This is a genomic window from Neisseria sp. HMSC073G10 (assembly GCF_001812605.1).
Classification (GTDB): Bacteria; Pseudomonadota; Gammaproteobacteria; order Burkholderiales; family Neisseriaceae; genus Neisseria; species Neisseria subflava_A.
Window position 1 is genome coordinate 1 of the sequence record NZ_KV809503.1, and the last position, 22,370, is coordinate 22,370.

17 protein-coding genes, 1 tRNA gene and 1 riboswitch are annotated in these 22,370 nt (G+C 48.6%); of the genes, 6 read left to right on the plus strand and 12 right to left on the minus strand.

Annotated elements, in window-relative coordinates:
- Nucleotides 1-237: 237 nt before the first annotated feature.
- The 6 genes from HMPREF2865_RS02515 to metK form a co-directional block, all read right to left on the minus strand.
- A complete protein-coding gene (locus HMPREF2865_RS02515) occupies nucleotides 238-1,062 on the minus strand; it encodes an undecaprenyl-diphosphate phosphatase (protein WP_070645412.1) in 825 nt (274 codons plus the stop codon).
- Between the two features lie 44 nt (nucleotides 1,063-1,106).
- Nucleotides 1,107-1,748, minus strand: coding sequence for a thiol:disulfide interchange protein DsbA/DsbL (locus HMPREF2865_RS02520; RefSeq protein WP_070645554.1), 642 nt, complete (start codon nucleotides 1,746-1,748; stop codon nucleotides 1,107-1,109).
- An 11-nt stretch (nucleotides 1,749-1,759) separates the two neighbouring features.
- The gene (locus HMPREF2865_RS02525; protein ID WP_070645413.1) at nucleotides 1,760-2,875 is read right to left on the minus strand and encodes an SPOR domain-containing protein; all 1,116 of its coding nucleotides are present in this window, start codon (nucleotides 2,873-2,875) and stop codon (nucleotides 1,760-1,762) included.
- A gap of 154 nt (nucleotides 2,876-3,029) precedes the next feature.
- Nucleotides 3,030-4,526, minus strand: coding sequence for a YifB family Mg chelatase-like AAA ATPase (locus tag HMPREF2865_RS02530; RefSeq protein WP_070645415.1), 1,497 nt, complete (start codon nucleotides 4,524-4,526; stop codon nucleotides 3,030-3,032).
- Between the two features lie 13 nt (nucleotides 4,527-4,539).
- Nucleotides 4,540-4,860, minus strand: a complete 321-nt coding sequence (locus tag HMPREF2865_RS02535) for an accessory factor UbiK family protein (RefSeq protein WP_003684455.1) — start codon at nucleotides 4,858-4,860, stop codon at nucleotides 4,540-4,542.
- 109 nt (nucleotides 4,861-4,969) lie between these two features.
- Nucleotides 4,970-6,139 (minus strand): methionine adenosyltransferase, encoded by a 1,170-nt coding sequence (gene metK / locus HMPREF2865_RS02540; RefSeq protein ID WP_049351011.1) that lies wholly within the window; start codon nucleotides 6,137-6,139, stop codon nucleotides 4,970-4,972.
- 173 nt (nucleotides 6,140-6,312) lie between these two features.
- Nucleotides 6,313-6,423: riboswitch (SAM-I-IV-variant riboswitch) on the minus strand.
- Between the two features lie 108 nt (nucleotides 6,424-6,531).
- Between metK and HMPREF2865_RS02545 the strand changes: the two genes are divergently transcribed.
- On the plus strand, nucleotides 6,532-7,413 hold the full coding sequence (locus HMPREF2865_RS02545; protein ID WP_070645418.1) for a lysophospholipid acyltransferase family protein: 882 nt from the start codon (nucleotides 6,532-6,534) through the stop codon (nucleotides 7,411-7,413).
- A 48-nt stretch (nucleotides 7,414-7,461) separates the two neighbouring features.
- On the opposite strand, the gene HMPREF2865_RS02550 is transcribed toward HMPREF2865_RS02545, so the two are convergent.
- Nucleotides 7,462-7,538: transfer RNA gene (locus HMPREF2865_RS02550), tRNA-Pro, on the minus strand.
- Between the two features lie 199 nt (nucleotides 7,539-7,737).
- Between HMPREF2865_RS02550 and recC the strand changes: the two genes are divergently transcribed.
- Together recC and HMPREF2865_RS02560 are read left to right on the plus strand one after the other, a co-directional pair.
- A complete protein-coding gene (recC, locus tag HMPREF2865_RS02555) occupies nucleotides 7,738-11,037 on the plus strand; it encodes an exodeoxyribonuclease V subunit gamma (RefSeq protein ID WP_070645419.1) in 3,300 nt (1,099 codons plus the stop codon).
- Between the two features lie 3 nt (nucleotides 11,038-11,040).
- Nucleotides 11,041-11,547 carry a thioredoxin family protein gene (locus tag HMPREF2865_RS02560; RefSeq protein WP_070645421.1) on the plus strand — a complete coding sequence of 169 codons (507 nt, stop codon included), beginning with the start codon at nucleotides 11,041-11,043 and terminating at the stop codon, nucleotides 11,545-11,547.
- A gap of 114 nt (nucleotides 11,548-11,661) precedes the next feature.
- Here HMPREF2865_RS02560 and lapB read toward each other — a convergent pair whose 3' ends face one another.
- Both lapB and HMPREF2865_RS02570 read right to left on the minus strand, forming a co-directional pair.
- Nucleotides 11,662-12,831, minus strand: a complete 1,170-nt coding sequence (gene lapB, locus HMPREF2865_RS02565; RefSeq protein ID WP_070645423.1) for a lipopolysaccharide assembly protein LapB — start codon at nucleotides 12,829-12,831, stop codon at nucleotides 11,662-11,664.
- Nucleotides 12,832-12,856: 25 nt separating this feature from the next.
- Nucleotides 12,857-13,180 carry a LapA family protein gene (locus HMPREF2865_RS02570; protein ID WP_049328701.1) on the minus strand — a complete coding sequence of 108 codons (324 nt, stop codon included), beginning with the start codon at nucleotides 13,178-13,180 and terminating at the stop codon, nucleotides 12,857-12,859.
- 218 nt (nucleotides 13,181-13,398) lie between these two features.
- On the opposite strand from HMPREF2865_RS02570, the gene ilvE reads away from it, so the two are divergent.
- Together ilvE and HMPREF2865_RS02585 are read left to right on the plus strand one after the other, a co-directional pair.
- Nucleotides 13,399-14,397 carry a branched-chain-amino-acid transaminase gene (ilvE, locus tag HMPREF2865_RS02575; RefSeq protein WP_070645425.1) on the plus strand — a complete coding sequence of 333 codons (999 nt, stop codon included), beginning with the start codon at nucleotides 13,399-13,401 and terminating at the stop codon, nucleotides 14,395-14,397.
- Between the two features lie 689 nt (nucleotides 14,398-15,086).
- Entirely contained in the window at nucleotides 15,087-17,705 is a 2,619-nt protein-coding gene (locus tag HMPREF2865_RS02585) for a right-handed parallel beta-helix repeat-containing protein (RefSeq protein WP_349267461.1), read from the plus strand.
- A gap of 92 nt (nucleotides 17,706-17,797) precedes the next feature.
- On the opposite strand, the gene metE is transcribed toward HMPREF2865_RS02585, so the two are convergent.
- From metE to iscX, 3 genes are all read right to left on the minus strand, one after another.
- Entirely contained in the window at nucleotides 17,798-20,074 is a 2,277-nt protein-coding gene (gene metE / locus HMPREF2865_RS02590; RefSeq protein WP_070645427.1) for a 5-methyltetrahydropteroyltriglutamate--homocysteine S-methyltransferase, read from the minus strand.
- Nucleotides 20,075-20,163: 89 nt separating this feature from the next.
- Nucleotides 20,164-21,045, minus strand: a complete 882-nt coding sequence (gene metF, locus HMPREF2865_RS02595; RefSeq protein ID WP_070645429.1) for a methylenetetrahydrofolate reductase — start codon at nucleotides 21,043-21,045, stop codon at nucleotides 20,164-20,166.
- Nucleotides 21,046-21,216: 171 nt separating this feature from the next.
- Nucleotides 21,217-21,414 (minus strand): Fe-S cluster assembly protein IscX, encoded by a 198-nt coding sequence (gene iscX, locus HMPREF2865_RS02600; protein ID WP_003682097.1) that lies wholly within the window; start codon nucleotides 21,412-21,414, stop codon nucleotides 21,217-21,219.
- A gap of 300 nt (nucleotides 21,415-21,714) precedes the next feature.
- Between iscX and HMPREF2865_RS02605 the strand changes: the two genes are divergently transcribed.
- On the plus strand, nucleotides 21,715-22,335 hold the full coding sequence (locus HMPREF2865_RS02605; protein ID WP_070645432.1) for a hypothetical protein: 621 nt from the start codon (nucleotides 21,715-21,717) through the stop codon (nucleotides 22,333-22,335).
- Nucleotides 22,336-22,370: the final 35 nt, after the last annotated feature.

Consider the following 22,370-nt stretch of genomic DNA (forward strand, 5'->3'; position numbering starts at 1 on the left):
TGAAGGCGGTGGCTCTGGACAGGGAGGCGGAGCCTAGGGTATTACGTTTGAACGAGTCGTTGACGGCGGTGGTGTGCGGGAAGATGAAGGGTAAGGGAAGCTGTACGGACGGCGAGGAGATATTTAGGGGTAATGATGCGGAGTGTCGGCCTTTTATGGGGTGACCATCGGAGGGGAAGGGATATAAGAAAGAAAAAAAGGACGTAGGGGAAACGTCCTTTGGTGGGGGAGGATGGGTTATTCGCTCCAGCTGACTATACCTAGCATCCAAGTAAGGAGAATCAGACCACCGAATACGATGCGGTAGTAGGCAAAAGGAACATAGTTTTTACTGGAAACAAATTTCAGCAAAGCTTTTACTGCCAATAAACCGGCGATAAATGCTGCGATAAAACCGATGGCAATTTGTCCGACATCTTGCAAGGTAAAAAGTTTGTAGTTTTTTAAGATGTCGTAACTTGTGGCCGCAATCATCATTGGTACAGCAAGGAAGAATGAAAATTCGGTAGCCGTTTTACGTTCTAATCCCCACAGCATACCGCCCATGATGGTACTGCCTGAACGTGATGTCCCAGGGATAAGGGCACAAATTTGGGCGCATCCTACAACAAATGCGTCAATTGGGCGCATATCATCGACATGGTTGACTTTAGGTTTGGCTGTTGTTTGGCGTTTTTCAACCCATAAAATGAAGAAGCCACCTAATACCAGCATGGTAGCAACGGTAATCGGGTTGAAAAGATGCAATTTAATTTGTTTACTGAATAAGAGGCCAACAATCGCAGCGGGGATGAACGCGATAAATAAATTCAGCACAAAGCGATTGGCTGTTCGCTCTTTGCCTAGTCCTTTTATGATATGGGTAAATCGTTGGCGATATTCGAATACGACGGCTAATACGGCACCGAGCTGGATGGCAATTTCGAATACTTTTCCGTTGCTTTGGAAATTCATTAAGTCGCCAAATACAATCAAGTGACCGGTACTTGAAATAGGGAGGAACTCGGTTAAACCTTCGATAATACCGAGAATAAGTGCTTTAAATAAAATCAGAATGTCCATAAGTTTTCAGACGGCCTTGAGGCCGTCTTTCTTTTGTTGAATAGTTAAAGTGGTTTTGAGGATTGTTCGCGGCGGACTTTGACAATGAGCTCGTCTATGGTTTTCATACCGGCTTTCCAGTCGCTACCGTTGAAATTGACTTTGTATTGACCACCGACGATGACAGTTGGTGTGTTTTCAATTCGATAAGTTTCCGTCAATTGCTGCATTTTTGCAGCAGCCGACGCGGCAGCAGGGCTATTGTAGGCTTGAAGCAGTTTTTGACTGTCAAAACCCGTCTGTTTGCCAACCCATGATCGGAATACATTTGCATCAGCCAAGTTAATCTTCTGTTCGTAAACAGCTTTGAAGATGACTGGATTGGCCTGATATTTTAAACCTGAAAGATTGACGGCAGCGGCTACTTTGGCCAAGCCTAACATTTCAGGCATCCAAACGACGTGCTCTGTCCGTAAGGAAACATCTTTAGCGAAGGTTTTACTGTGTTGCAACAAAACAGGATCGAGATGGTAACAATGAACGCAGAAGTAGCCGAAAAACTCAAGCACTTCAATTTTTCCCGCTTGTTGCTGCGAGATAGGATGACTAAGAACAGTATAGTCTACGCCCTCGGTAGCAGCTTGCGCACTCAGGATGAGCAGGCTCAGGCTGAGTGCGGCAATGGTTTGTTTTATACGCTGCTTCATCAGTGATTCCATTATTTGGTAGAACGAATCAAGCTGTTGATATTATGGCCTTGCAGGTTTTTTTGCAGTTTTACAGCGGCTTCCTGCGGCATGGTGTTACTTTGAACTCGGTAAATGGTTTTGTCGCCGTTTTGCGATTCAACCACTCTGGAAGAAACACCTAAAATAGCCAGTTTTGCACGTTGTGAGTCCGCGCTGGAGCGGTCTGCATATGAACCAAGTTGCAGGAAGGCTTTTTTACCGCTGTTGGCAGCTGTTTCGGCTTTTTCTGCTGACTGTTTACTTGCAGCGTTGCTGCTTTCTTTTGCTGCAGAGGCATTTGCTGCTTTACGTGCTTTTTCGACGCTGCCGCTGTTGAGGATTTGCTCAGGTGTCGGCTTGTTTTGCTTTTTGGCTTCAGCTGCTTTTTTCTCGGCCAGTTTGCGCTCGGCACGCTCTTTTTGTTTGGCAGTCAGTTGGTCGGCTGCTTTTTTGTCTTTAGCAGCTTTATCGGCAGCTTCTTTTTCCGCTTTGGCTTTTTCTTCGCGTTTTTTCTCTAATTCGGCTTTTTTCTCGGCTAGTTTTTTCTTAGTAGCTTCTTTTTCTGCTTCAGCTTTTGCAGCTTTTTCTTTGGCTTCGCGTTCGGCTTTATCGGCAGCAGTTTTGTCTGCTCTTTCTTTGGCTTCACGTTCGGCTTGTTCGGCGGCGGCTTTTTCAGCTTTTTCTTTAGCTTCGCGTTCGGCTTTATCAGCAGCGGCTTTCTCTGCTTTTTCTTTAGCTTCACGTTCTGCTTGTTTGGCTTTTTCCTGAGCTTCTTTTTCCGCTTGAGCTTTTTCTTCAGCTTCTTTGGCAGCTTTTTCAGCCTCTTCTTTATATTTTGCTTCTTTCTCTGCCGCTTCTTTTTCTGCTTTGGCTTTTTCTTCATCTGCTTGGGTAGATGAAGTGTCGGTAGCTGGGCGTTTCTCTGCTTTGTCCTGAGGTTTCAGGATTTCAGGTTCTTCGCTTTGTTTAGGCTGAGTCAGCTCTTTGAAAACGTTTTGGTTGCCTTGGTTCAAGAAGAACAAAATACCGGCAATAATACCTGTTGCCAGTATTAGGCCGAAAAAGAAACCGGACAAGCCTTTACCATATTGTGTAGATTTTTTCATGACTTACCTTGTAATAATGTGTTCAGACGGCCTGAAGTGAGACTGTCTGAGTTTGGATTCGATATTTTATCAATAACCGTTATAGACGGCAAAATCCTGATGCTTTGTTTACTCTAGTTTTACTTAAACATAAAGATTCAGGCCGTCTGACAAGTTAAAGGGCGCGACGGAAGCCGATGGCTTTCATCACATGGGTTTTGCTGACTTCTTCGTCGCCTGCCAAATCGGCCAGCGTACGGGCGACGCGCATGATACGGTGGAAACTTCGGGCGGAAAGGGACAGTTTTTCGAGCATGGTTCCCAAAGCTTCTTGCGCTTCTTTTTGGATGCGGGCTTTACCATCGAGCTCGCTGACACTCAATTCGGCATTAACTTTGCCTTGTCGGCCGTATTGGATTTTGCGCGCGGCGGTAACTCGTTCCAATACGGTGGCACTGGATTCGCCTGCTTCTTGTTGCATTAACTCGGCAGCGGAAAGGCTGGGTACTTCGATGGTTAAATCAATACGGTCGAGCAATGGCCCTGAAATTTTGTTGCGGTAGCGGGCAACGCTTTCAGGCGTGCAACGGCAAGGTTTGGACGGATGGCCAAGATAGCCACAAGGGCAGGGGTTCATGGCGGCGACAAGTTGGAACTTGGCCGGATAAACTGCTTGGCGTGCGGCGCGGGAAATATGGATTTCGCCGTTTTCCAAAGGTTCGCGCAATACTTCTAATACTTTACGGTCAAACTCGGGTAATTCGTCTAAAAACAACACACCGTGATGCGCCAATGAGATTTCGCCCGGACGTGGGTCTGAACCACCGCCTACCATGGCTGCCGAGCTGGCACTGTGATGAGGACTGCGGAAAGGACGGTTGCTGTCGAGTTGCTGTTGATGGTTGGGCAGGAGCGAACGCAATGCCCATACTTCGACTAATTCGTCTTCGGTCAAAGGCGGAAGGATGCCGGGCAAACGTTGCGAAAGCATGGATTTGCCCGTACCCGGAGGGCCCATCATCAGCAGGCTGTGTCCGCCTGCCGCTGCGATTTCCAAAGCGAGGCGGGCGGTATGTTGGCCTTTGACATCGGCTAAATCAGGAATTTTACTTTGTTCAGACGGCCTTTGTGGCAGTTTGCATTCGGTTTGTGTCAGCGGTTCGATACCGTTTAAATGTGCGGCCACTTCGCCTAAAGAACGCGCACCATAAACCGCGATACCGCGCATAACGGCAGCCTGTTCGGCATTTTCTTGCGGCAAGACGAACGAACGGCCTGCCTGCATTCCCTGCCATGCCATAGCCAGCGCGCCGCGTACAGGACGCAGTAAGCCGGACAGCGCCAATTCTCCGGCAAACTCATATTGCGCGAGCTTTTCAGGATTGATTTGTCCCGATGCGGCAAGAATGCCCAAGGCAATCGGCAAATCGAAACGGCCGGATTCTTTTGGGAGGTCGGCCGGTGCGAGGTTGACGGTAATTTTCTTGGCGGGAAAGTCGAAGCCGCTTTGGATAATGGCGGCACGCACACGGTCGCGGCTTTCTTTGACTTCAGTATCAGGCAAACCAACGATATTGAAATGTGGCAAGCCGTTGGCAAGGTGGGCTTCCACTTCGACCAACGGCGCATTCATGCCGCTTAAGGCGCGGCTGTAAACCAAAGCAAGCGACATGTTTCAGACGGCCTTATTCGGCAGCTTCGGTTTGTTGTTTGATTTCGGCAACAGCTTCTTCAGCAGCGGCTTCAGCAGCTTTTAAAGCAGCTTCTTCAGGCTCTTGAGCGGCTTCGAGTTTGGCCAAACGGGCTTCCAATTCAGCCAGTTTGGTACGGGTTTTGATCAAAACCTGTTGTTGGATGTCGAATTCTTCGCGGGTCACCAAATCCATGCGGTTGAATGCGCTGCCGAGCATGGCTTTAACGTTTTTTTCCATGTCTTTGGCAGGGCTGTTGGCGATGGTTTCGCTGATTTTGGAGCTGACTTCTTCAAAAAGTTGTTTGCCGAACATAATCCGTATCCTTTATTCAGAATGTATATAGAAATTCAAGTGGCTATTGTATAAGGAAAAAGGCCGTCTGAAAACGTTTTGCTTTTCAGACGGCCTAAAATGCGGAAGTTTACACGCCTGCGGCTGCTTTCAATGCGGCTGCTTTGTCGGTGCGCTCCCAAGTAAATTCAGGCTCTTCGCGACCGAAGTGGCCGTAGGCGGCGGATTTGCTGTAAATCGGGCGCAGCAGGTCGAGCATTTGGACGATGCCTTTAGGGCGCAGGTCGAAATGTTCGCGAACCAGAGCGATCAGTTTTTCTTCGCTGATTTTGCCGGTGCCGAAAGTATCGATGGAAATCGAAGTCGGTTCGGCAACGCCGATAGCATAGGAAACCTGAATCTGACATTGAGTCGCCAAACCGGCGGCGACGATGTTTTTTGCAACATAACGGCAGGCGTAGGCAGCGGAACGGTCCACTTTGGACGGGTCTTTGCCGGAGAATGCGCCGCCACCGTGCGGAGCTGCGCCGCCGTAGGTATCGACGATGATTTTACGGCCGGTCAAACCGCAGTCGCCTTGCGGGCCGCCGATAACGAAGCGGCCGGTCGGGTTGATCAGGTATTTGGTTTCGTCGGTCAGCAGTTCAGACGGCAGAACCGGTTTGATGATGTGTTCGATCACGGCGTTTTTCAGCTCTTCGTAACCGATAGACGGATCGTGCTGGGTAGACAGGACGACGGTGTCGATGCGTTTTACTTTGCCGGTTTCGCTGTCGTAAACCACGGTCAGTTGTGCTTTGGCATCAGGGCGCAGCCAAGGCAGGCGGCCGTCTTTGCGCAATTCGCTTTGGCGTTGCATCAGGCGGTGGCTGTAATAGATGGCAAACGGCATCAGGGTAGGGGTTTCGTCGCAGGCATAGCCGAACATCAAACCTTGGTCGCCCGCGCCTTGGTTCAGGTCTATGCCTTCGCCTTCGTTCACGCCTTGGGCGATGTCGGGGGATTGCTGGTCGTAGTACACGCCGACTGCGCAGCCGTTGGCGTCAAAGCCCAGCTCGGAGGAGTTGTAGCCGATGCGTTTGATGGTTTCGCGTGCGACTTTGATGTAGTCCACTTGGGCGGTGGTAGTGATTTCGCCTGCCAATACGCACAAGCCTGTGTTGACCAAGGTTTCTGCAGCGACACGCGCTTTGGGGTCTTGCGCCAAGATGGCATCCAAAATCGCATCGGATACTTGGTCGGCAACTTTATCCGGATGGCCTTCGGATACCGATTCGGAAGTAAACAGATATTCGCTCATTGCTATTCTTTCATTAAAAACAGGCTGCTGTGTTTTCAGACGGCCTTTTATTTCGGACAGCGGAAATCATAACAAAAACTCCGCTTTTTCTCTATACAAGTGAGAAACATTCGCACTTGTCTGCTGTTTCGGAATCCTGTTGCGCGTTTCTTACAGGCAAAAAAATTCCCGCATTAAGCGGGTTTGGATTGCTCTGGCGAGCCACATCGGTTTTTCAACCGTCCACCTTACCTTTCTTTCTGAAAAGCAGGTTGGCATGGAATTCCCAACTCTTAATGCAGCGCGGATAGTAGCAGAAAAGCAGGTGTGCCGCAATATATTTGCCCGACGTCTGTTTTGTTCAGACGGCCTGTTTCGTTTACAATCTATCCACTTCATTTTGGTAAAACCTTATGCAAACGCTTGTTACCTTTGTTTTTAAATTTTTGGCCGCGCTGCCTTTGGCTTGGTTGCACAAATTAGGCAACCTGCTCGGCAGTTTGGGTTTCCGCGTGCTGTCGAAAGATCGCCGGCGTGTTTTCGAAAACATGACACTTGCCGGTTTGAACCCGACGGACGAGGCGGTAAAAAAAGTTTTCCGTGAAACGGCAAAAGGCGGCTTGGAATTGCCGGTGGCGTTTTTCAGACGGCCTGAGGAAATTGAAAACCTGTTTGTCAGCGTCAACGGTTGGGAACATGTTCAGACGGCCTTGAGCGCGGGTGAAGGTTTGCTGTTTATCACGCCGCACATCGGCAGCTATGATTTGGCCGGCCGCTACATCAGCCAGCAGCTGCCGTTTCCGCTGACGGCGATGTACAAGCCGCCGAAAATCAAGGCATTTGATGTGGTGATGCAGGCAGGGCGCGTGCGCGGTAAAGGCAAGACTGCACCGACCAGCATTCAGGGCGTCAAACAAATCATCAAAGCGCTGCGCGGTGGCGAAGCGACCATTGTGTTGCCAGACCATGTGCCGTCTCCGGAAGAAGGGGGCGACGGCGTGTGGGTGGACTTTTTCGGCAAACCTGCCTACACCATGACGTTGGCAGGCAAGCTGGCGCAAGTCAAAGGCGTGAAGGCTTTGTTTTTCTGCGGCGAGCGTTTGCCCGACGGTAAAGGCTTTGTCTTGCATATAGAGCCTTTGCGCGGCGAGTTGAACGGCGATAAGGAGAACGATGCGCGCGTGATCAATGAAAATACCGAATATTGGATACGCCGTTTTCCGGAACAATATTTGTTTATGTACAACCGCTACAAACATCCTGAAGGCGCGCCTTTCCCGCCGCCGGAAGTATAGGCTTGCCGAATGTAAAAAACCTGCTTGGACTCAAGCAGGTTTTGTATTTGGTCGGAATGAGAGGATTCGAACCTCCGACCCCTTCGTCCCGAACGAAGTGCGCTACCGGGCTGCGCTACATTCCGAATGTGGGAAATTATAGGATAGGAGAAGCCGGTTTGTACAGGGGTCGATAAATAATTAATAATTGGCTGCCGATGGGTTTGTTTTAGGCCGTCTGAAGCGATGTGTTTCAGACGGCCTGTGTTTTTGTTTGCCGCTTCTGCTGAAGCATTTGTCCTAATGGCATTATAATGTGGGCAATTGTTTTTTAGATTGTCTGCTATGTTCTATCTTTATCAGTCCGACCGTTTGGAAGCGCTTGCCGAAATGTGCGCGCATATTCATCAGGCCTTGCCCTTGGATTCTGTATTGGCGCAGGAAGAAGTGGTGGTGCAGAGCCAGGGGATGCGGCGGTATCTGAATGTGTTTTTTGCGCGCAAACTCGGCGTGGCGGCGAATTTGAAGTTCAGCCTGCCTGCCGGTTTGGCGTGGCAGCTGATGCGCAAATTGGTTCCCGATGTGCCGCCGCTCAGTCCGTTTTCGCCTGAAGTCATGCGCTGGCGTTTGCTGGATTTGTTCCGCAGCGAAGTGTTTCAGACGGCCCCGGAATACGAAAACGTACGCCTGAAGCTGGAAAGTTATTTGCACAGCTCGGCATCGGCAGATTATCAGCTTGCTGGACAAATGGCCGATATTTTCGACCAATATTTGGTGTACCGCCCGGATTGGATTGATGCGTGGCAGGCTGGTAAGCTGCTGGGTTTGGGCGATGATGAGGATTGGCAGGCGCGGCTGTGGCGTTATTTGGACGATGGCAGCCAATCTGCGCCGCACCGCGTGGCCTTGTGGGAAAAGCTGTTGGCACAGTTGGATAAATCGGTTTTGCCGCAAAGGTTGTTTGTATTCGGCATTTCGACAATGGCACCGATGTATCTGCAACTGCTGCACCAAATTTCCAAGCATTGCGATGTGTTTGTGTTTGCGCTCAATCCGAGTAGCCAATATTGGGGCGAGGTCATCGACGAGGCGCAGATTTTGAAAAGGGGCGATGAGGCGGATTTGTCGCAGGCAGGGCATCCGCTGTTGGCTTCTTTGGGCAAGCAGGGGCGCGATTTCTTTGATTTTCTGTTGGAAGTGGAAACTGAGCAGGATATTCAGGTTTATGAAGAGGGAAAAGACGATACCTTGTTGCATTGCCTGCAAAACGATATTCAAAACTTAATCATGCCGTCTGAACGCTTGTATCAACAGGAAGAAGGCGAAGCAGGCGCGCAGCCGACTTTGTTTCAGGTTCACGATGCGGACGGCAATCCAGTGTGTGTCGAGCCGGACAAGCTGCTGAACGACGGCTCGGTCAAAATCGTTGCGGCACACAGCCCTTTGCGCGAATTGCAGATTTTGAAAGAAGAGCTGTCGCTGGTGCTGCAAAAAAATCCCGACTGGCAGCCGCACGATATTGCCGTGTTGACGCCGAACATTGAGCCGTACAGTCCGTTTATCGAAGCTGTTTTCGGACAGGAGCAGGCAGGCAGCCAGGCTTTGCCGTATTCGATTTCGGATGTGAAACTCAGCCGCCGTCAGCCGTTGCTGTATGCTTTGGCGCAAACTTTGGACTTGCTGGAGAGCCGGTTTGAAGTAGACAAGGTTTTGCCTTTGCTGGAAAGCCGGTTGGTGCTGCAACGCTTCGGTTTGAGCGAGGAAGATGTGCCACTGCTGCATGAGACTGTTGCCGGATTAAATGTGCATTGGGGTTTGGACCAAACCATGCGCGAGGGCAAAGACAACCTCTTTACTTGGCAACAGGCGGTAGAGCGTTTGGCCTTGGGCTGGATGCTGCCCGAAGGCGGCAACGGCATGTGGCAGGGCGTGAGCGCGTGGCATAGCAACGTCAACCAGTTGGACGTGTTCAGCGGTTTTGCCGAATTTGTCCGTACTTTGGCCGATATGGCGGCGCAATGGCAAGAGCCTGCCAATGTGGAAAGCTGGGTGCAGCGTTGTCGCGATTTGTTGGAAAAACTGTTTGCTCCGGATACGGACGACCAATACGCCAAGCAACAGTTTGAGCAATCTTTGGCGAAATGGCAGGAAGAGGCGCAGTTGGCCGAATTTGACGGATTGTTGCCGTGTAAAACCATTATCCGCCATATCCGCCGCTTTTTGGACAGCGAAAGCCAAGCCGGATTTTTGAGCGGTGGCATCACTTTTTGCAGTATGGTGCCGATGCGCAGCCTGCCGTTTAAAATGGTTTGCCTGTTGGGTTTGAATGACGGCGATTTTCCGCGCAATACCAAAGCGGCAGTGTTCGACCTGATTGCCAAGCATCCGAAAAAAGGCGACCGCGCCCGCCGCGACGACGACCGTTATCTTTTCCTTGAAGCCTTAATCAGCGCACGTGAAATGCTGTATTTGTCTTATATCGGCCGCGATATACGCAATGATGCCGAGTTTGCGTCGTCTTCGTTAATCAGCGAACTACTGGATACCATTGCCGCCATGACAGGGAAAAGCGGGCGCGAGTTGTCGGAGAAATGGGTGAAACATCATCCGTTGCAGGCGTTTTCACGCCGTTATTTCCAAAAGGACGCGCTTTCAGAGGGCCTCTTCAGTACGCGCCAAGATTACGCCGATGCGTTGAACCAACCGCAAGCGGAAGCGCAGCCGTTTTTCCTTGAGGCTTTAAGTCAGGAAGAGCCAGACAAGACCATTCATCAAGGCGAGCTCATCAGTTTTTGGCGTAATCCTGTCAAAGTTTGGCTGAAGAAAAATTTAAGCTGGGATCAGCCGTATCTGGACGGCGCATGGGAATCTGCCGAACCGTTTGAGCCGCAACATGAAGGTCGGATTGCCGATGCCTATTTGGATGCGCGGCGCAAAGGGGAAGACTTTGAAGATACGGCCATTCGGCTGAATGCAGAAAGCCTGATGCCGGTAGGCGAGTTGGGTGGCTTGTGGCAGAAGCAGTATCAAATATCTGCGAAAAACGTGGATGCCGAGCTGATACGCAGTAACAAAAGGCCGTCTGAACCTTATGAAGAACACTTTGACGATTTGGTTTTACAAGGCACCATCGGCAATCTTTATGAGTGCGGCCGCATTGTGTTCCTAAATCAAAAAGACAATGCACCCAACCGCATTGCCCGTTTATTGGAGCATTTGATTTTTTGCGCCATCGCCCCTAAATCCGTTGAAAGCCGACAAACCTATATTGTCAGCCTGGGACAGACCGAAACCTATGCCGCCATCGGGCAAGAGGTGGCGAGGGCACTTTTGAAAGAATGGTTGGTATATTTCCGAATCGGACAAAATACCCCCTTGCCGTTTTTTGCCAAAACCAGCCTTGCCGCTGCGGAGGAGTACAACAAGAAAGAGGATTGGGATGCTGCCTTGAGAAAAGCCCATGAGGTTTTTAACGGCAACAAAATGAGCAAAGGGCAGAAAGAATATACCGAAGTGAAGCTGGTGTTTGGCCATTCGGACGAATCGCCTCTTGATGAGCCGCTATTTGAAAACCTCGTCGTCAATCTGCTTGTTCCGCTTTTGACCGGTGTGGCAGGGAAAACCGATACAACAGAACAGGAGTAAAGCATGGCCAATTATGCAGAATATTTGGATTTTGATACTGAAGAAGACAAATTGAAACAGCAGCAACTCTATCAGGCAACCGAGCTGTCGGCGCAAACGGTAGCGGCGGTCAAAAAGATCAGCCGTCTGCAAAACTGGCTGCTTGCCGCTGCGCCATATTGCCCTGATTGCCGCGTGTTTGTGCCGTTTATTCAAAAAATGACGGAGTTGAATCCCAATATCCGCGTCAACTATATTGCCCGAAACGATTTTGGCGACAGCAGCCGTTTTGAGAATCCGCGCCAACAGGAAATCGTCCGCGCCAATCAAAAAATTCCTGCGCTGTTTTTGATGGGTCATGAAGAGGAAGGGCCTGTGTTTAACGAGTTTCCGCAAGTGGTGTTAAACCAAATTGCGGCAGATGAAACCCGTCGCACAGAATTGCGCGATGCGTACCGTGCAGGCGAGTTTAATGCCGATATTGAGGCTCAGATTGTAGCGGCGTTGGCATGGGCAGGGCAGCGTTGTTGACAGATATTGCTGGTGTGTACAGCCATGTTTTGAACCGCTTTGATATTTTGTTTCGTAATAAAAAGGCCGTCTGAAAAGATTTCAGACGGCCTTTTTTTAATGCTTAACGCTTGATCAAATCTCGATTTTATTCGGCGTAAAGGTTTGCCATTTATTGCAGGCAGGGCAGTGCCAGAAGAAGACTTGGGATTTGAAGTGGCAGTTGCGGCAGCGGTACATGACGCTTTTTTGCAGCTGGCGGCCGATAATCGAACGAATCATATCGGCATCGGCTTTCCACTCCGGATTCATATTGCTGAGTTTCAAACCAAGCAGGCGGTACACGCCGTTGAGGTCGGGTTTTTGGCGGACGAGTTCGACAGCGATTTGCGCCGCTTCGGTTTCGCCTTTGAGCAGCAGGGCCTTCTCGTAGATGACGTTGATTAGGTCAAGATCGGGGAAGGTTTGCATATAGCCGATCAGGCGGTTGAGGCCTTCTTCCTGCTTGCCTTGCGCGGCATAGGCTTCATAGAGTTTCTCGCCAACCATGCTCAAATAGGCGTGGTTTTGCTGCTCGATGGCGGAATACGCTTCCACTGCGGCAGGGAAATTGCCCTGACGGTATTCGATGTCGCCGAGGATGATGTTGGCGCGTGTACATTTTTTGTTGGCTTCGAGTGCTTTGCCGATGTTGTAGCGGGCGGCATCGAAGTTGGATTTGAACAGCGCGGCTTGGGCAATTTCGCAATAGAACTGGGCAATTTCAAACTGGTAGGTTTGTTCGTCATGGCTCAAGAGCTGTGCCATCTCGATGGCTTTTTCCCAATCACGATCCTGTTGGTAAATGCTCAAAAGGTGTTGGCGGGCTTCGCGTGCCATATCGCCTTCCTGCAAACCGAGGAAGATTTGTTCGGCACGGTCCACCAAGCCTGCGCTTTGGTAGTTTTGCGCCAATTCAAAAAGCACGCGCGCGCGTTTTTCGTTGACGGTGTCGGGCGAATCGAGCAGGGCGCGGTGCATATTGATGGCTTTGTCGTTTTCGCCGCGTTGGCGGTAGAGCTTGCCCAAAGTCAGGTTTAAGTCGTATGACTGCGGCTGTTGATCGATCACTTCCGCCAATTCGCGCGCGGCGCGGCCGCTGTTGTGGTCAACGAGGGCGTCAAGGCTTTTGTAAAACCCTGCCGGTATGCTTTTGGCCTGTTTCAGGACGGTCTTCATATCGACGCGCGCGGCAAACCAGCCCATAGCGAAGAAAACGGGGAGGAGGACGATGGGCAGTAAGATAACCCACAATTCGTTGTCCATGGTATTCCTTTATTGATTGGTGGCGTTACGCTTTGGGAGTGGCTTCGGAAGTCGTTGCCGGTGTTTCGGTTTTGACCGGAGTCAGGTCTTTTTCGGAAAGGTGGGCATGTTTTTTCACTTCGGCGCGCAGGCGGTTGTTTTCGCTGCGCAGGGACAGCAGACGGCCGAAGAGGGCAAACATACCGAACACGATGCCGATAATAAATGCACCGAAAAGCACGACAATCAGCGGCAGATTGATGTTTTGGCCAGGCAGGTAGAAGAAGGATACGGTGTGGGTATTGGTGATGGCCAGCAGGAGGAAAACAAGAAGAATCAGGATTTTGATGATGGTAGAGATGAGTTTCATGGGTTACTCCGGATTGGCTGCGGTTGGGGCAGGCCGTCTGAAAAATGGTATCAGTTTAAACGATTTGCCGGATTTCGGATAGGACGGCATGTTTCAGACGGCAGGGTGACGGTGTCTTTATGCTGACGGGTACTTGTCAAACCTATATTGAAAGGCGTATTGTTCAGTCTTTAATTAATTAATTTATTTTGCACATCAGAATAAGAAAGGCAATCATCATGAGCAGACCAGTTCCAGCCGTATTCGGCAGCGTTTTTCACGCTGAAATGCCCGTTATCGCTTATCGTGAAGGTAAATGGCAACCGGTAGAATGGCAATCTTCCAAAGACCTGACACTCGCCCCCGGCGCACATGCTTTGCATTACGGCAGCGAATGTTTTGAAGGTTTGAAGGCATTCCGTCAGGCAAACGGCAAAATCGTGATGTTCCGCCCGACCGCTAACATCGCGCGTATGCAGCAAAGCGCAGATATTCTGCACCTGCCGCGTCCTGAGACAGAGGCTTATTTGAATGCTTTGATCGAATTGGTCAAACGTTCCGCCGAGGAAATCCCTGATGCGCCTGCCGCTTTGTACCTGCGTCCGACTTTGATCGGTACCGACCCTGTGATCGGTAAAGCCGGTTCTCCTTCCGAAACTGCTTTGCTGTACATTCTGGCTTCTCCTGTCGGCGACTATTTCAAAGCCGGTTCGCCCGTTAAAATCTTGGTGGAAACCGAACACATCCGTTGCGCCCCACATATGGGTCGTGTGAAATGCGGCGGCAACTACGCTTCCGCCATGCCTTGGGTATTGAAAGCCAAAGCCGAATATGGTGCAAACCAAGTGTTGTTCTGTCCGAATGGCGACGTTCAGGAAACCGGCGCGTCTAACTTTATCCTGATTAACGGTGATGAAATCATTACCAAACCGTTGACAGACGAATTCCTGCACGGCGTTACCCGTGATTCCGTACTGACAGTTGCCAAAGATTTGGGCTACACCGTTACCGAGCGCAACTTTACTGTCGATGAGCTGAAAGCAGCTGTGGAAAATGGCGCAGAGGCGATTCTGACCGGTACGGCTGCGGTTATTTCTCCGGTAACTTCTTTCGTGATTGATGGCGAAGAAATCGAAGTGAAGAGCCAAGAGCGCGGTTATGCAATCCGTAAGGCGATTACCGACATCCAATACGGTTTGGCAGAAGACAAACATGGCTGGTTGGTCGAAGTTTGTTAAATAGAACGCATTCAATAAAAAAGGCCGTCTGAAATATTTTTTCAGACGGCCTTTTTTATTGGATTTTAGAGAGGGAAGACAAATAATAAAATGCTAAATTTTACAAACAAACGGTAGCATTTTAAGATAATCGGTATATAATGCGCAATTATGTTGTAAAAATACACATTGAAAATATCGAATTTTATTGATTTTTCGATGAAGTTAAAAACATTTATAGATATTTATTTTGTAAATTTAGTTAAATGGGAAATGCTAAAAACATATTGTGTTAGAATTCCCCTCCTTTTTGGCTTCGCGGTATTAACTCTGTCACGCCAAAAAGAAAAACAATGCAAGATAAAACCATTTTTATTTTGCTATAAAAATCAAAAATAACTTAACTTTGGATGAACTAATTAATTAAAAAGGGACTCTGATACATTTTCCGTCAAAAATAACCGGACACATGGTACGCGGACAGATTGCCTATAAAAGCCATCCAAGGGTTCTGTCCAAACACCATTACCGTTTTCAATCAGAAAATCGGCAGAAGGGGAAACGCTGCCGAGTTTCTCAAAGTGGCTAGCTTTATACAGGCAATTGCTGTTACGACAGAATCCGTCTTACCTCTTTATTCATCGAACTTTTTTGTTGCACGCTTGTGCGGTGGAAAAGGACGATATTTGATACAAGGAAATACGCTGATTATGTCACATAAACTTGCCCCTCTTGGCCGTACCCATATCCGTCAAGGCTCCTCAACTCCTGAAACCACTTCCGAATCATCTTCTCCTCTAAAAGAATGGATACACACCCAAAATTTTGGGGGAAGTCCGTCTGTTTTTCCTGAACCCAAGCAATTAAGCGGTAAAAATACTGTAACGAGAGATGCGGTTCATGTGGCTGAGGCGGCAAGATTGAACAGTACCTCATCATCTTCAGACGGCGTTGTAACAAAAATGCGTGTCGTACGGGCCAGTGTTGCTTCTGCAAGTAGCGTTTCTGGTAAAAATACCATTGCGTCTAAAGTAACGGACAAACAGGTTGTTTCAAAAGAGCCGGTAAACAAACCGGTTAATCAATCGATGGAAAAAATTTTGGCTGAAAAGCAAAAAAAATACGAAGAGGCTAAAGCAAAAAAAATAGCCGAAGCCGCCACAGCCAAAGCAAACGCCGTCGAGCATGCAAAAGAAGCGCATAAAGCAGCAGTCGAAAAAGCGATTGCAGAGCGTAAAGCCAAACAAGACGCTGCCCGCAAAGAAAAAGAGGCAGAAGACAGAATTGCCGAAGGAAAAAAAACAGTCGAAATTGTGCATAAAAAGATTTTGAACGATTCAGACGGCCATAACAAAGTCGTGAGCGTTTCTTCCGGCAAAAAAACAGCCATGAGTCACGATAGCCACCTCAGTTCAGTCAAAGAAAACAAAATTGACGATCATACCGAAAACAGGGCAGGTGTCTCTGGAAAATACCGCGTGTATCAATCTAAAGAGTATGGTAATTATGTTCGTGTGAATGATTTTGGTGCCGATGCGCAGGGTAAAAAAGACAGCCTTCAGGCATTTAAAGCGGCTTTAGAAGCTGCTCATAAAGAAAAAGCCATGGTCTTCTTGGATGGTACCTACTATATTTCTAACCAGATTGTGATGGATAAAACCGTTTCCGGCGCACGCGGTTTGTTTGGTTCGGGGATGGGTAAAACCAAAGTAACGTTTGATAAGGCGCAGACAGGCGTGTTCAATCCGAACACCAACCATGATGACATTCGCCAATTTGCCGGTATCTTGATCGATGGACAAAACAATAAAACCATTGCCAACTTGTCGGTTCAATATACCAACCCTGATTTTTACCGCAAAGGCTTAAGCTATTTTGGCAAGGTAAACGGCATTTTGGTGAACGATGCGGACAATACTTTAATCAGTAAAGTAGAGGTTTCCGGTGCCAATCGTGCTGGTGTGATGTTCACGTCGACCGCTTCTTTGGAAAAGGAAAAAGGTCAAAAGCTGACCTTTAAAGAGCGCGTACAAAGCGGCGAAATTGATGAAAAATATGAAGCGCTGCCTTTGGGTGAAAACAACCGTATTGTTGATTCGTATCTGCACCACAACCGCGTTGCCGGTGCGCTGATCGGTTTCCAACAAAACTTTATCGGCGAGGGCAACCGTTTGGATTGGAACGGCCACGAAGCGGACGGCGGTACCGGCTACGGTATGGCTGTGGTTGCGGGCAGCTACAATTACGGTGTCACATACCGTAAAAACACGACCAACCACAACTACCGCAAAGGCTTGGATGTGCATGATGGTACAGGCATTGTCATTGAAGACAATGTGTTAACAGGTGACCGGCTGTATGGTATTGCTGCTTACAACCGCCAGTTTTCTATGGATAAAGTCAAAATTACCGGCAATACCATTATCCAAGACCCGAGCTTCCGTTTGAATGTTGATGATGACTTGGGCAAGTACTATCACATGTATTCAGGTATCCAGGTGCAAACCAATACCCAATACAAAGATTTGCACTCGGCTAACAAAGGCTATTTCGATATCAGCAATAATGTCATTAAAAATCTGACGGTTTATCAAAACAATATTCAGACTTACGCGATTGAGTTCCGTAACCATGAAAGCAAAATGGATTACACGCTCAATATGGCAAATAACAAGATAAGCGGCGAATCCACCAAATATCTGATTGCCGTCATCAACGATACCTACGACCGCGTTTTATCTAAAAACGGCATTGGCAGCGGTACTATTACCATTAGCGGCAATGATGCCAATATCGGCAAGATTATGAAAGGCGCAGTACCGGTTTATGTGGAAGAACACCATGGTAATGTCGCTATGCATGGTGCGGTGACCATTCACAACAACAAAATTTTCGTGCGTGAAAAATCTGACGGCTATGTCGAATTTGCTTATTTGAAAAGTAATGCCAAAGAGTACAACATCACCAATAACACATTGAAACTTGGTGGTGCCCTGGATGATGTTTTGGTAGACGTATACAGTACCAACCCTAAGGGCAAGGCATCTTTAAATGTAGCCAACAATAAAATCATGACGGACATCAAAGATGAACTGTATGATTCATGGCTGCGCTTTGAAAATAACATCAAAACGTATTCAGAAGGCAATAGCCATAATGGTGCAGCACTGACAAAGGTGAATACGACCGGCAGTAAAGTTGCCTTGAGCGATATCTTGTCAGAAGCCAACTATATTGTCGCAACAACTAAAGATGCTGTGTATCACCATACTAAGAATGTGTATACATCAGGAGTGGAAGAGCATCATACAACGACAGGGATTTTGTAAGCTGTTGAAGCTATAATCTTTATGGTCTAAATATCGATAAATAAAAAAAGGCCGTCTGAAAATTTTCAGACGGCCTTTTCATCTAACTCACATTATTTAGCCAGTTCGGCACGCAGTTTGTGGGTTACATTCATCATCACTTGGAGTTGTTCCAGAGTTTCTTTCCAGCCACGTGTTTTCAGGCCGCAGTCTGGATTAACCCACAGACGTTCAACCGGTACAACCTCGATGGCTTTGCGCAACAGATGCTCAACTTCAGCTTCAGTCGGTACGCGTGGGCTGTGGATGTCGTAAACACCTGGGCCGATGTCGTTCGGGTATTTGAATTCGCCGAATGCAGTCAAGAGCTCCATGTCGGAACGTGAAGTTTCGATGGTGATGACGTCAGCGTCCATAGCGGCGATGGCTGGCAGGATGTCGTTGAACTCAGAGTAGCACATATGAGTGTGGATTTGGGTGCTGTCTTCGCAACCGGTAGAGGACAGGCGGAAAGATTCACCGGCCCAGTTCAGGTAGGCATCCCAATCGGCACGTTTCAAAGGCAGACCTTCGCGGATGGCAGGTTCGTCAATTTGGATGACTTTGATGCCAGCTTTTTCCAGATCCAATACTTCGTCGTTCAGAGCCAGTGCGATTTGTTTGCACACGGTAGAGCGAGGAATATCGTTGCGGACGAAAGACCATTGCAGAATGGTTACAGGGCCGGTCAACATACCTTTCATCGGACGTTTGGTCAGGCTTTGAGCGTAAGTAGACCAAGCCACGGTCATGGCTTCAGGACGGCTTACGTCACCGAAGATGATAGGTGGTTTAACACAGCGTGAGCCGTAGCTTTGTACCCAGCCGTATTGGGTGAATGCAAAACCGCTCAACAGTTCGCCGAAGTATTCAACCATGTCGTTACGCTCGGCTTCGCCGTGTACCAGTACGTCCAAGTCCAGTTTTTCTTGCTCTTCAACCACCAAGGCGATTTCTTTTTTCATCGCAGCTTCGTAATCGGCGGCAGACAGCTCGCCTTTTTTGAAGGCTGCACGTGCTTGGCGGATTTCGGTAGTTTGTGGGAAAGAACCGATGTTGGTAGTCGGCAGCAGAGGCAGGTTCAACCATGCTTGTTGCGCTTTGATACGGTCGGCAAATGGAGATTTGCGTTGGTCTGCGTTGGCAGGCAAATCGGCCAAGCGTTTGGCAACGTCTGCACGGTGGATTTCGCTGCTGTTGGCACGGGAGTCGGCGGCAGCTTGGCTGGCAGCCAGTTCTTCGGCAACAGAATCACGACCTTCGTTTAATGCGGCTTTCAGAACGCGCAATTCTTGGGTTTTTTGCAGGGTGAATGCCAACCAAGAGTACAGGTCAGGTTTGTTGGCTTTCAGTTTTTCTTCAACTGACAAGTCAAATGGAGTGTGCAGCAGAGAGCAAGAGCTGGAGATCCACAAACGGTCGCCCAGTTTGGCTTGCAGAGGCTCGACAGTTTCCAAAACTTTGTTCAAGTTGGCGCGCCAAATGTTGCGGCCGTCGATAACGCCGGCAGACAGAACTTTGTCGTAGTCGGCAAATGCGTCCAGCTGTTCAGGAGCGCGTACCAAGTCGATGTGCAGGCCGTCAACAGGCAGGGATTTCAGCAATGCGGCGTGTTCGGCAACAGAACCGAAGTAAGTGCTCAACAGGATTTTGGCGCTTACTTTGCTCAAAGTAGCGTAAACGTCTTTGTATGCTTCTACCCATTCTTTAGGCAGGTCAACAGTTAAAGCAGGCTCGTCGATTTGAATCCACTCGGCACCGGCTTCAACCAAAGCAGTCAGGATTTCAACGTAAACAGGCAACAGTTTAGGCAACAGGCTTAGACGGTCGAATTCAACAGCGCCTTTTTCTTTACCAACCCACAGGAAAGTCAACGGACCCACAACGGTCGGTTTGGCTTTCAGACCCAAAGCTTGAGCTTCTTGCAGCTGTTGAACGTAGTGTTTGGCGTTGGCTTTGAATTCGGTATCGGCGTGGAATTCAGGCACCAAGTAGTGGTAGTTGGTGTCGAACCATTTGGTCATTTCGATAGCGAATTGGTCTTTGTTACCACGGGCCAGTTGGAAGAATTGTTCCAAAGACAGGTTTTGGCTGTCGAAGCCGAAACGGGCAGGGATGGCACCGGTAGCAACTTGCAGGTCGAGGATGTGGTCGTAGAAAGTGAAATCGCCTGCAGCAACGAAATCGGCGTTGGCAGCAGCTTGGTGTTTCCAGTTTTTATCGCGCAAGTCTTTAGCAACAGCCAGCAATTCTTGCTCGCTGATTTCTTTGCGCCAGTATTTTTCTTGTGCGAATTTCAATTCGCGGAAGGCACCGACGCGCGGGAAGCCTGAAAAATGCAATGTTGTCATGTTAACTCTCCTAGTTGGAATTTTTAATCAGGCCGGTATGGCCTGAATGTTCGATATTGTAAATCAGAATGGGGAGGCCGTCTGTTTTATTAACGGGGGCGTACACCCAAAATATGGCAGATGGCGTAAGTCAGTTCGCTACGGTTGAGGGTGTAGAAGTGGAAGTCTTTGACACCTTCGCGAGAGAGGACTTTGACCATGTCGATGGCGATGCTGGCGGCAACAAGGTTGCGCGTGCCTTGGTCGTCATCCAAACCTTCGTACATTTTAGACAGCCAGCTTGGGATTTTGACGTTGGTCACTTGGGCCATTTTGGTCAATTGTTTGAAATTGGTTACAGGCAGGATGCCGGGAACGATTTCAACGTCAATGCCCATCATTACGCAACGGTCGCGGAAGCGCAGATAGCTTTCCACGTCGAAGAAGAACTGGGTGATAACGTGGTTTGCGCCCGCATCGATTTTGCGTTTCAGATTGATTAAGTCGGCTTGTGCGGATTTGGCTTCCGGGTGCACTTCAGGATAGGCTGCTACGGAAATATCAAAGTCGGCAACGGAGCGCAACAGTTTGACCAAGTCTTCCGCATAGAAAGGTTTTTTCTCGTAGCCGGGCGGCTCGTCGCCACGCAGAGCAACGATGCGGCGGATGCCGCTGTCCCAATAATCTTTGGCGATTTTGCGCAACTCGTCAGGGCTGGCGTCGATACCGGTCAGGTGTGGGGCTGCGTCAAGGCCGGTTTCTTGTTTGATGCGTTTAACGATACTGTGTGTGCGGTCGCGTTCGCCGGAGTTTGCACCGTAGGTTACGGAAACGAATTTCGGATGCAGGGTTTGCAGGCGATGGATGGAATCCCACAGCATGGTTTCCATTTGTTCGTTTTTCGGCGGGAAAAATTCGAATGAAACATTGATGTCGCCTTTTAAATCAGAAAGGCTGTTGTTTAAAGCGGCGATTTCTCGAGCGTGATTCATGGTTATGCACCTTCTGCATATCTTTTATTTGTTGTCAGGTTGCATAATAAATTTGAGGTTGGTATGAGTCAATTTCGAAATTTTCCGAAATTGTATGAATAAATTTAATAAAGACCTCAGGCCGTCTGAAAAACTGTCTGAGGTCTTGTTTGATAGGGAAGTGGGGAAAGATTATTCTGCTTCATCTATCCACGCTTGTTGCACGGCTTCGAGAATACGCTCGCCGCAACGCGCCGGATCATCGTCAAATTCAGGCAAAGCCATAATCAAATCACGCAGTTGGGTAAAGCGTACGGTTTTCGGATCGATGCTGTCGCCGTGTAAGTCGTAGAGTTCTTCGGCGATGCGTTGGGTATCTGTCCATTTCATGATGTGTTCCTTTATTGGGTTTGGGCTATTAGTAATTATTTTAATCAAGAAGAAGTCGGACTGCCAGATTGTTTTACGGAAGATTGGCAGATAAATGATGGCGCTATTTTTTAACAAAATAGCATAGTTGCGTTAAAATACGGCAAGACACTTAAAATTCACGGCAATCTGCCGTTTTATACTTTCTATTCCGCTTTGTATGATTTGGTTTTCATACAAAATTTACACTTTGTTATGCAACCAAATTTTTTGGAATGGCTCTTAAGAAAATCCATCGCTTAAAAATAAAAGGAAAAAAAGATGAATAACGCACTCAACGCCAAATTGTCCAAACTGATTTACGCGCTTGCTTCCGATGATCCGGAGTATCTGTCTAAAGTAGGCGCATTTGACCGTTTGCTGTTGTTGGTTCGCGAATTTTATCGGATGCTGGACGAAACAGAAGGTTTGAAGCAGCTGGTGTTCCGTCTGTATTACGGCAAGCACTATGGCTTAATTAAACTGGATGCCGCTTCACCTAATGACGATGTAGGCGCATTGAGGTTGAAACGTTGGATGGTTTATTCGCGGATCGCAGAGCGTATCGAAAAGTGCGGCAAGCATTTGTCGGTCGTGCTTGAAGATGCGGTGTTGGAAAATGGCGTGGACAAATCTCATTATATAGATGAAACCAATGCCATTATCGAGCGTTTCGGTTTGGTAAGAGATGAGGCTGCACTTTCGGCCATAGAGGCAGAGGAAGTGTTGAAGGCAGAGGCTGAACTGCCGACCGTAAACAAATCTCAGAACGCGGCTCCCCATTATAACGGCAATATGCATCAAATCAGAATGCAAGAAAAAATTGAAAATTACTCCGCTACGCAGAAAGTGGCTGCTATGCAGATTTCGCGTATGCGTTTTATTTTCCCTCATATCAAATAATTTGCTGCATAACCAAAAGGCCGTCTGAAAACCAT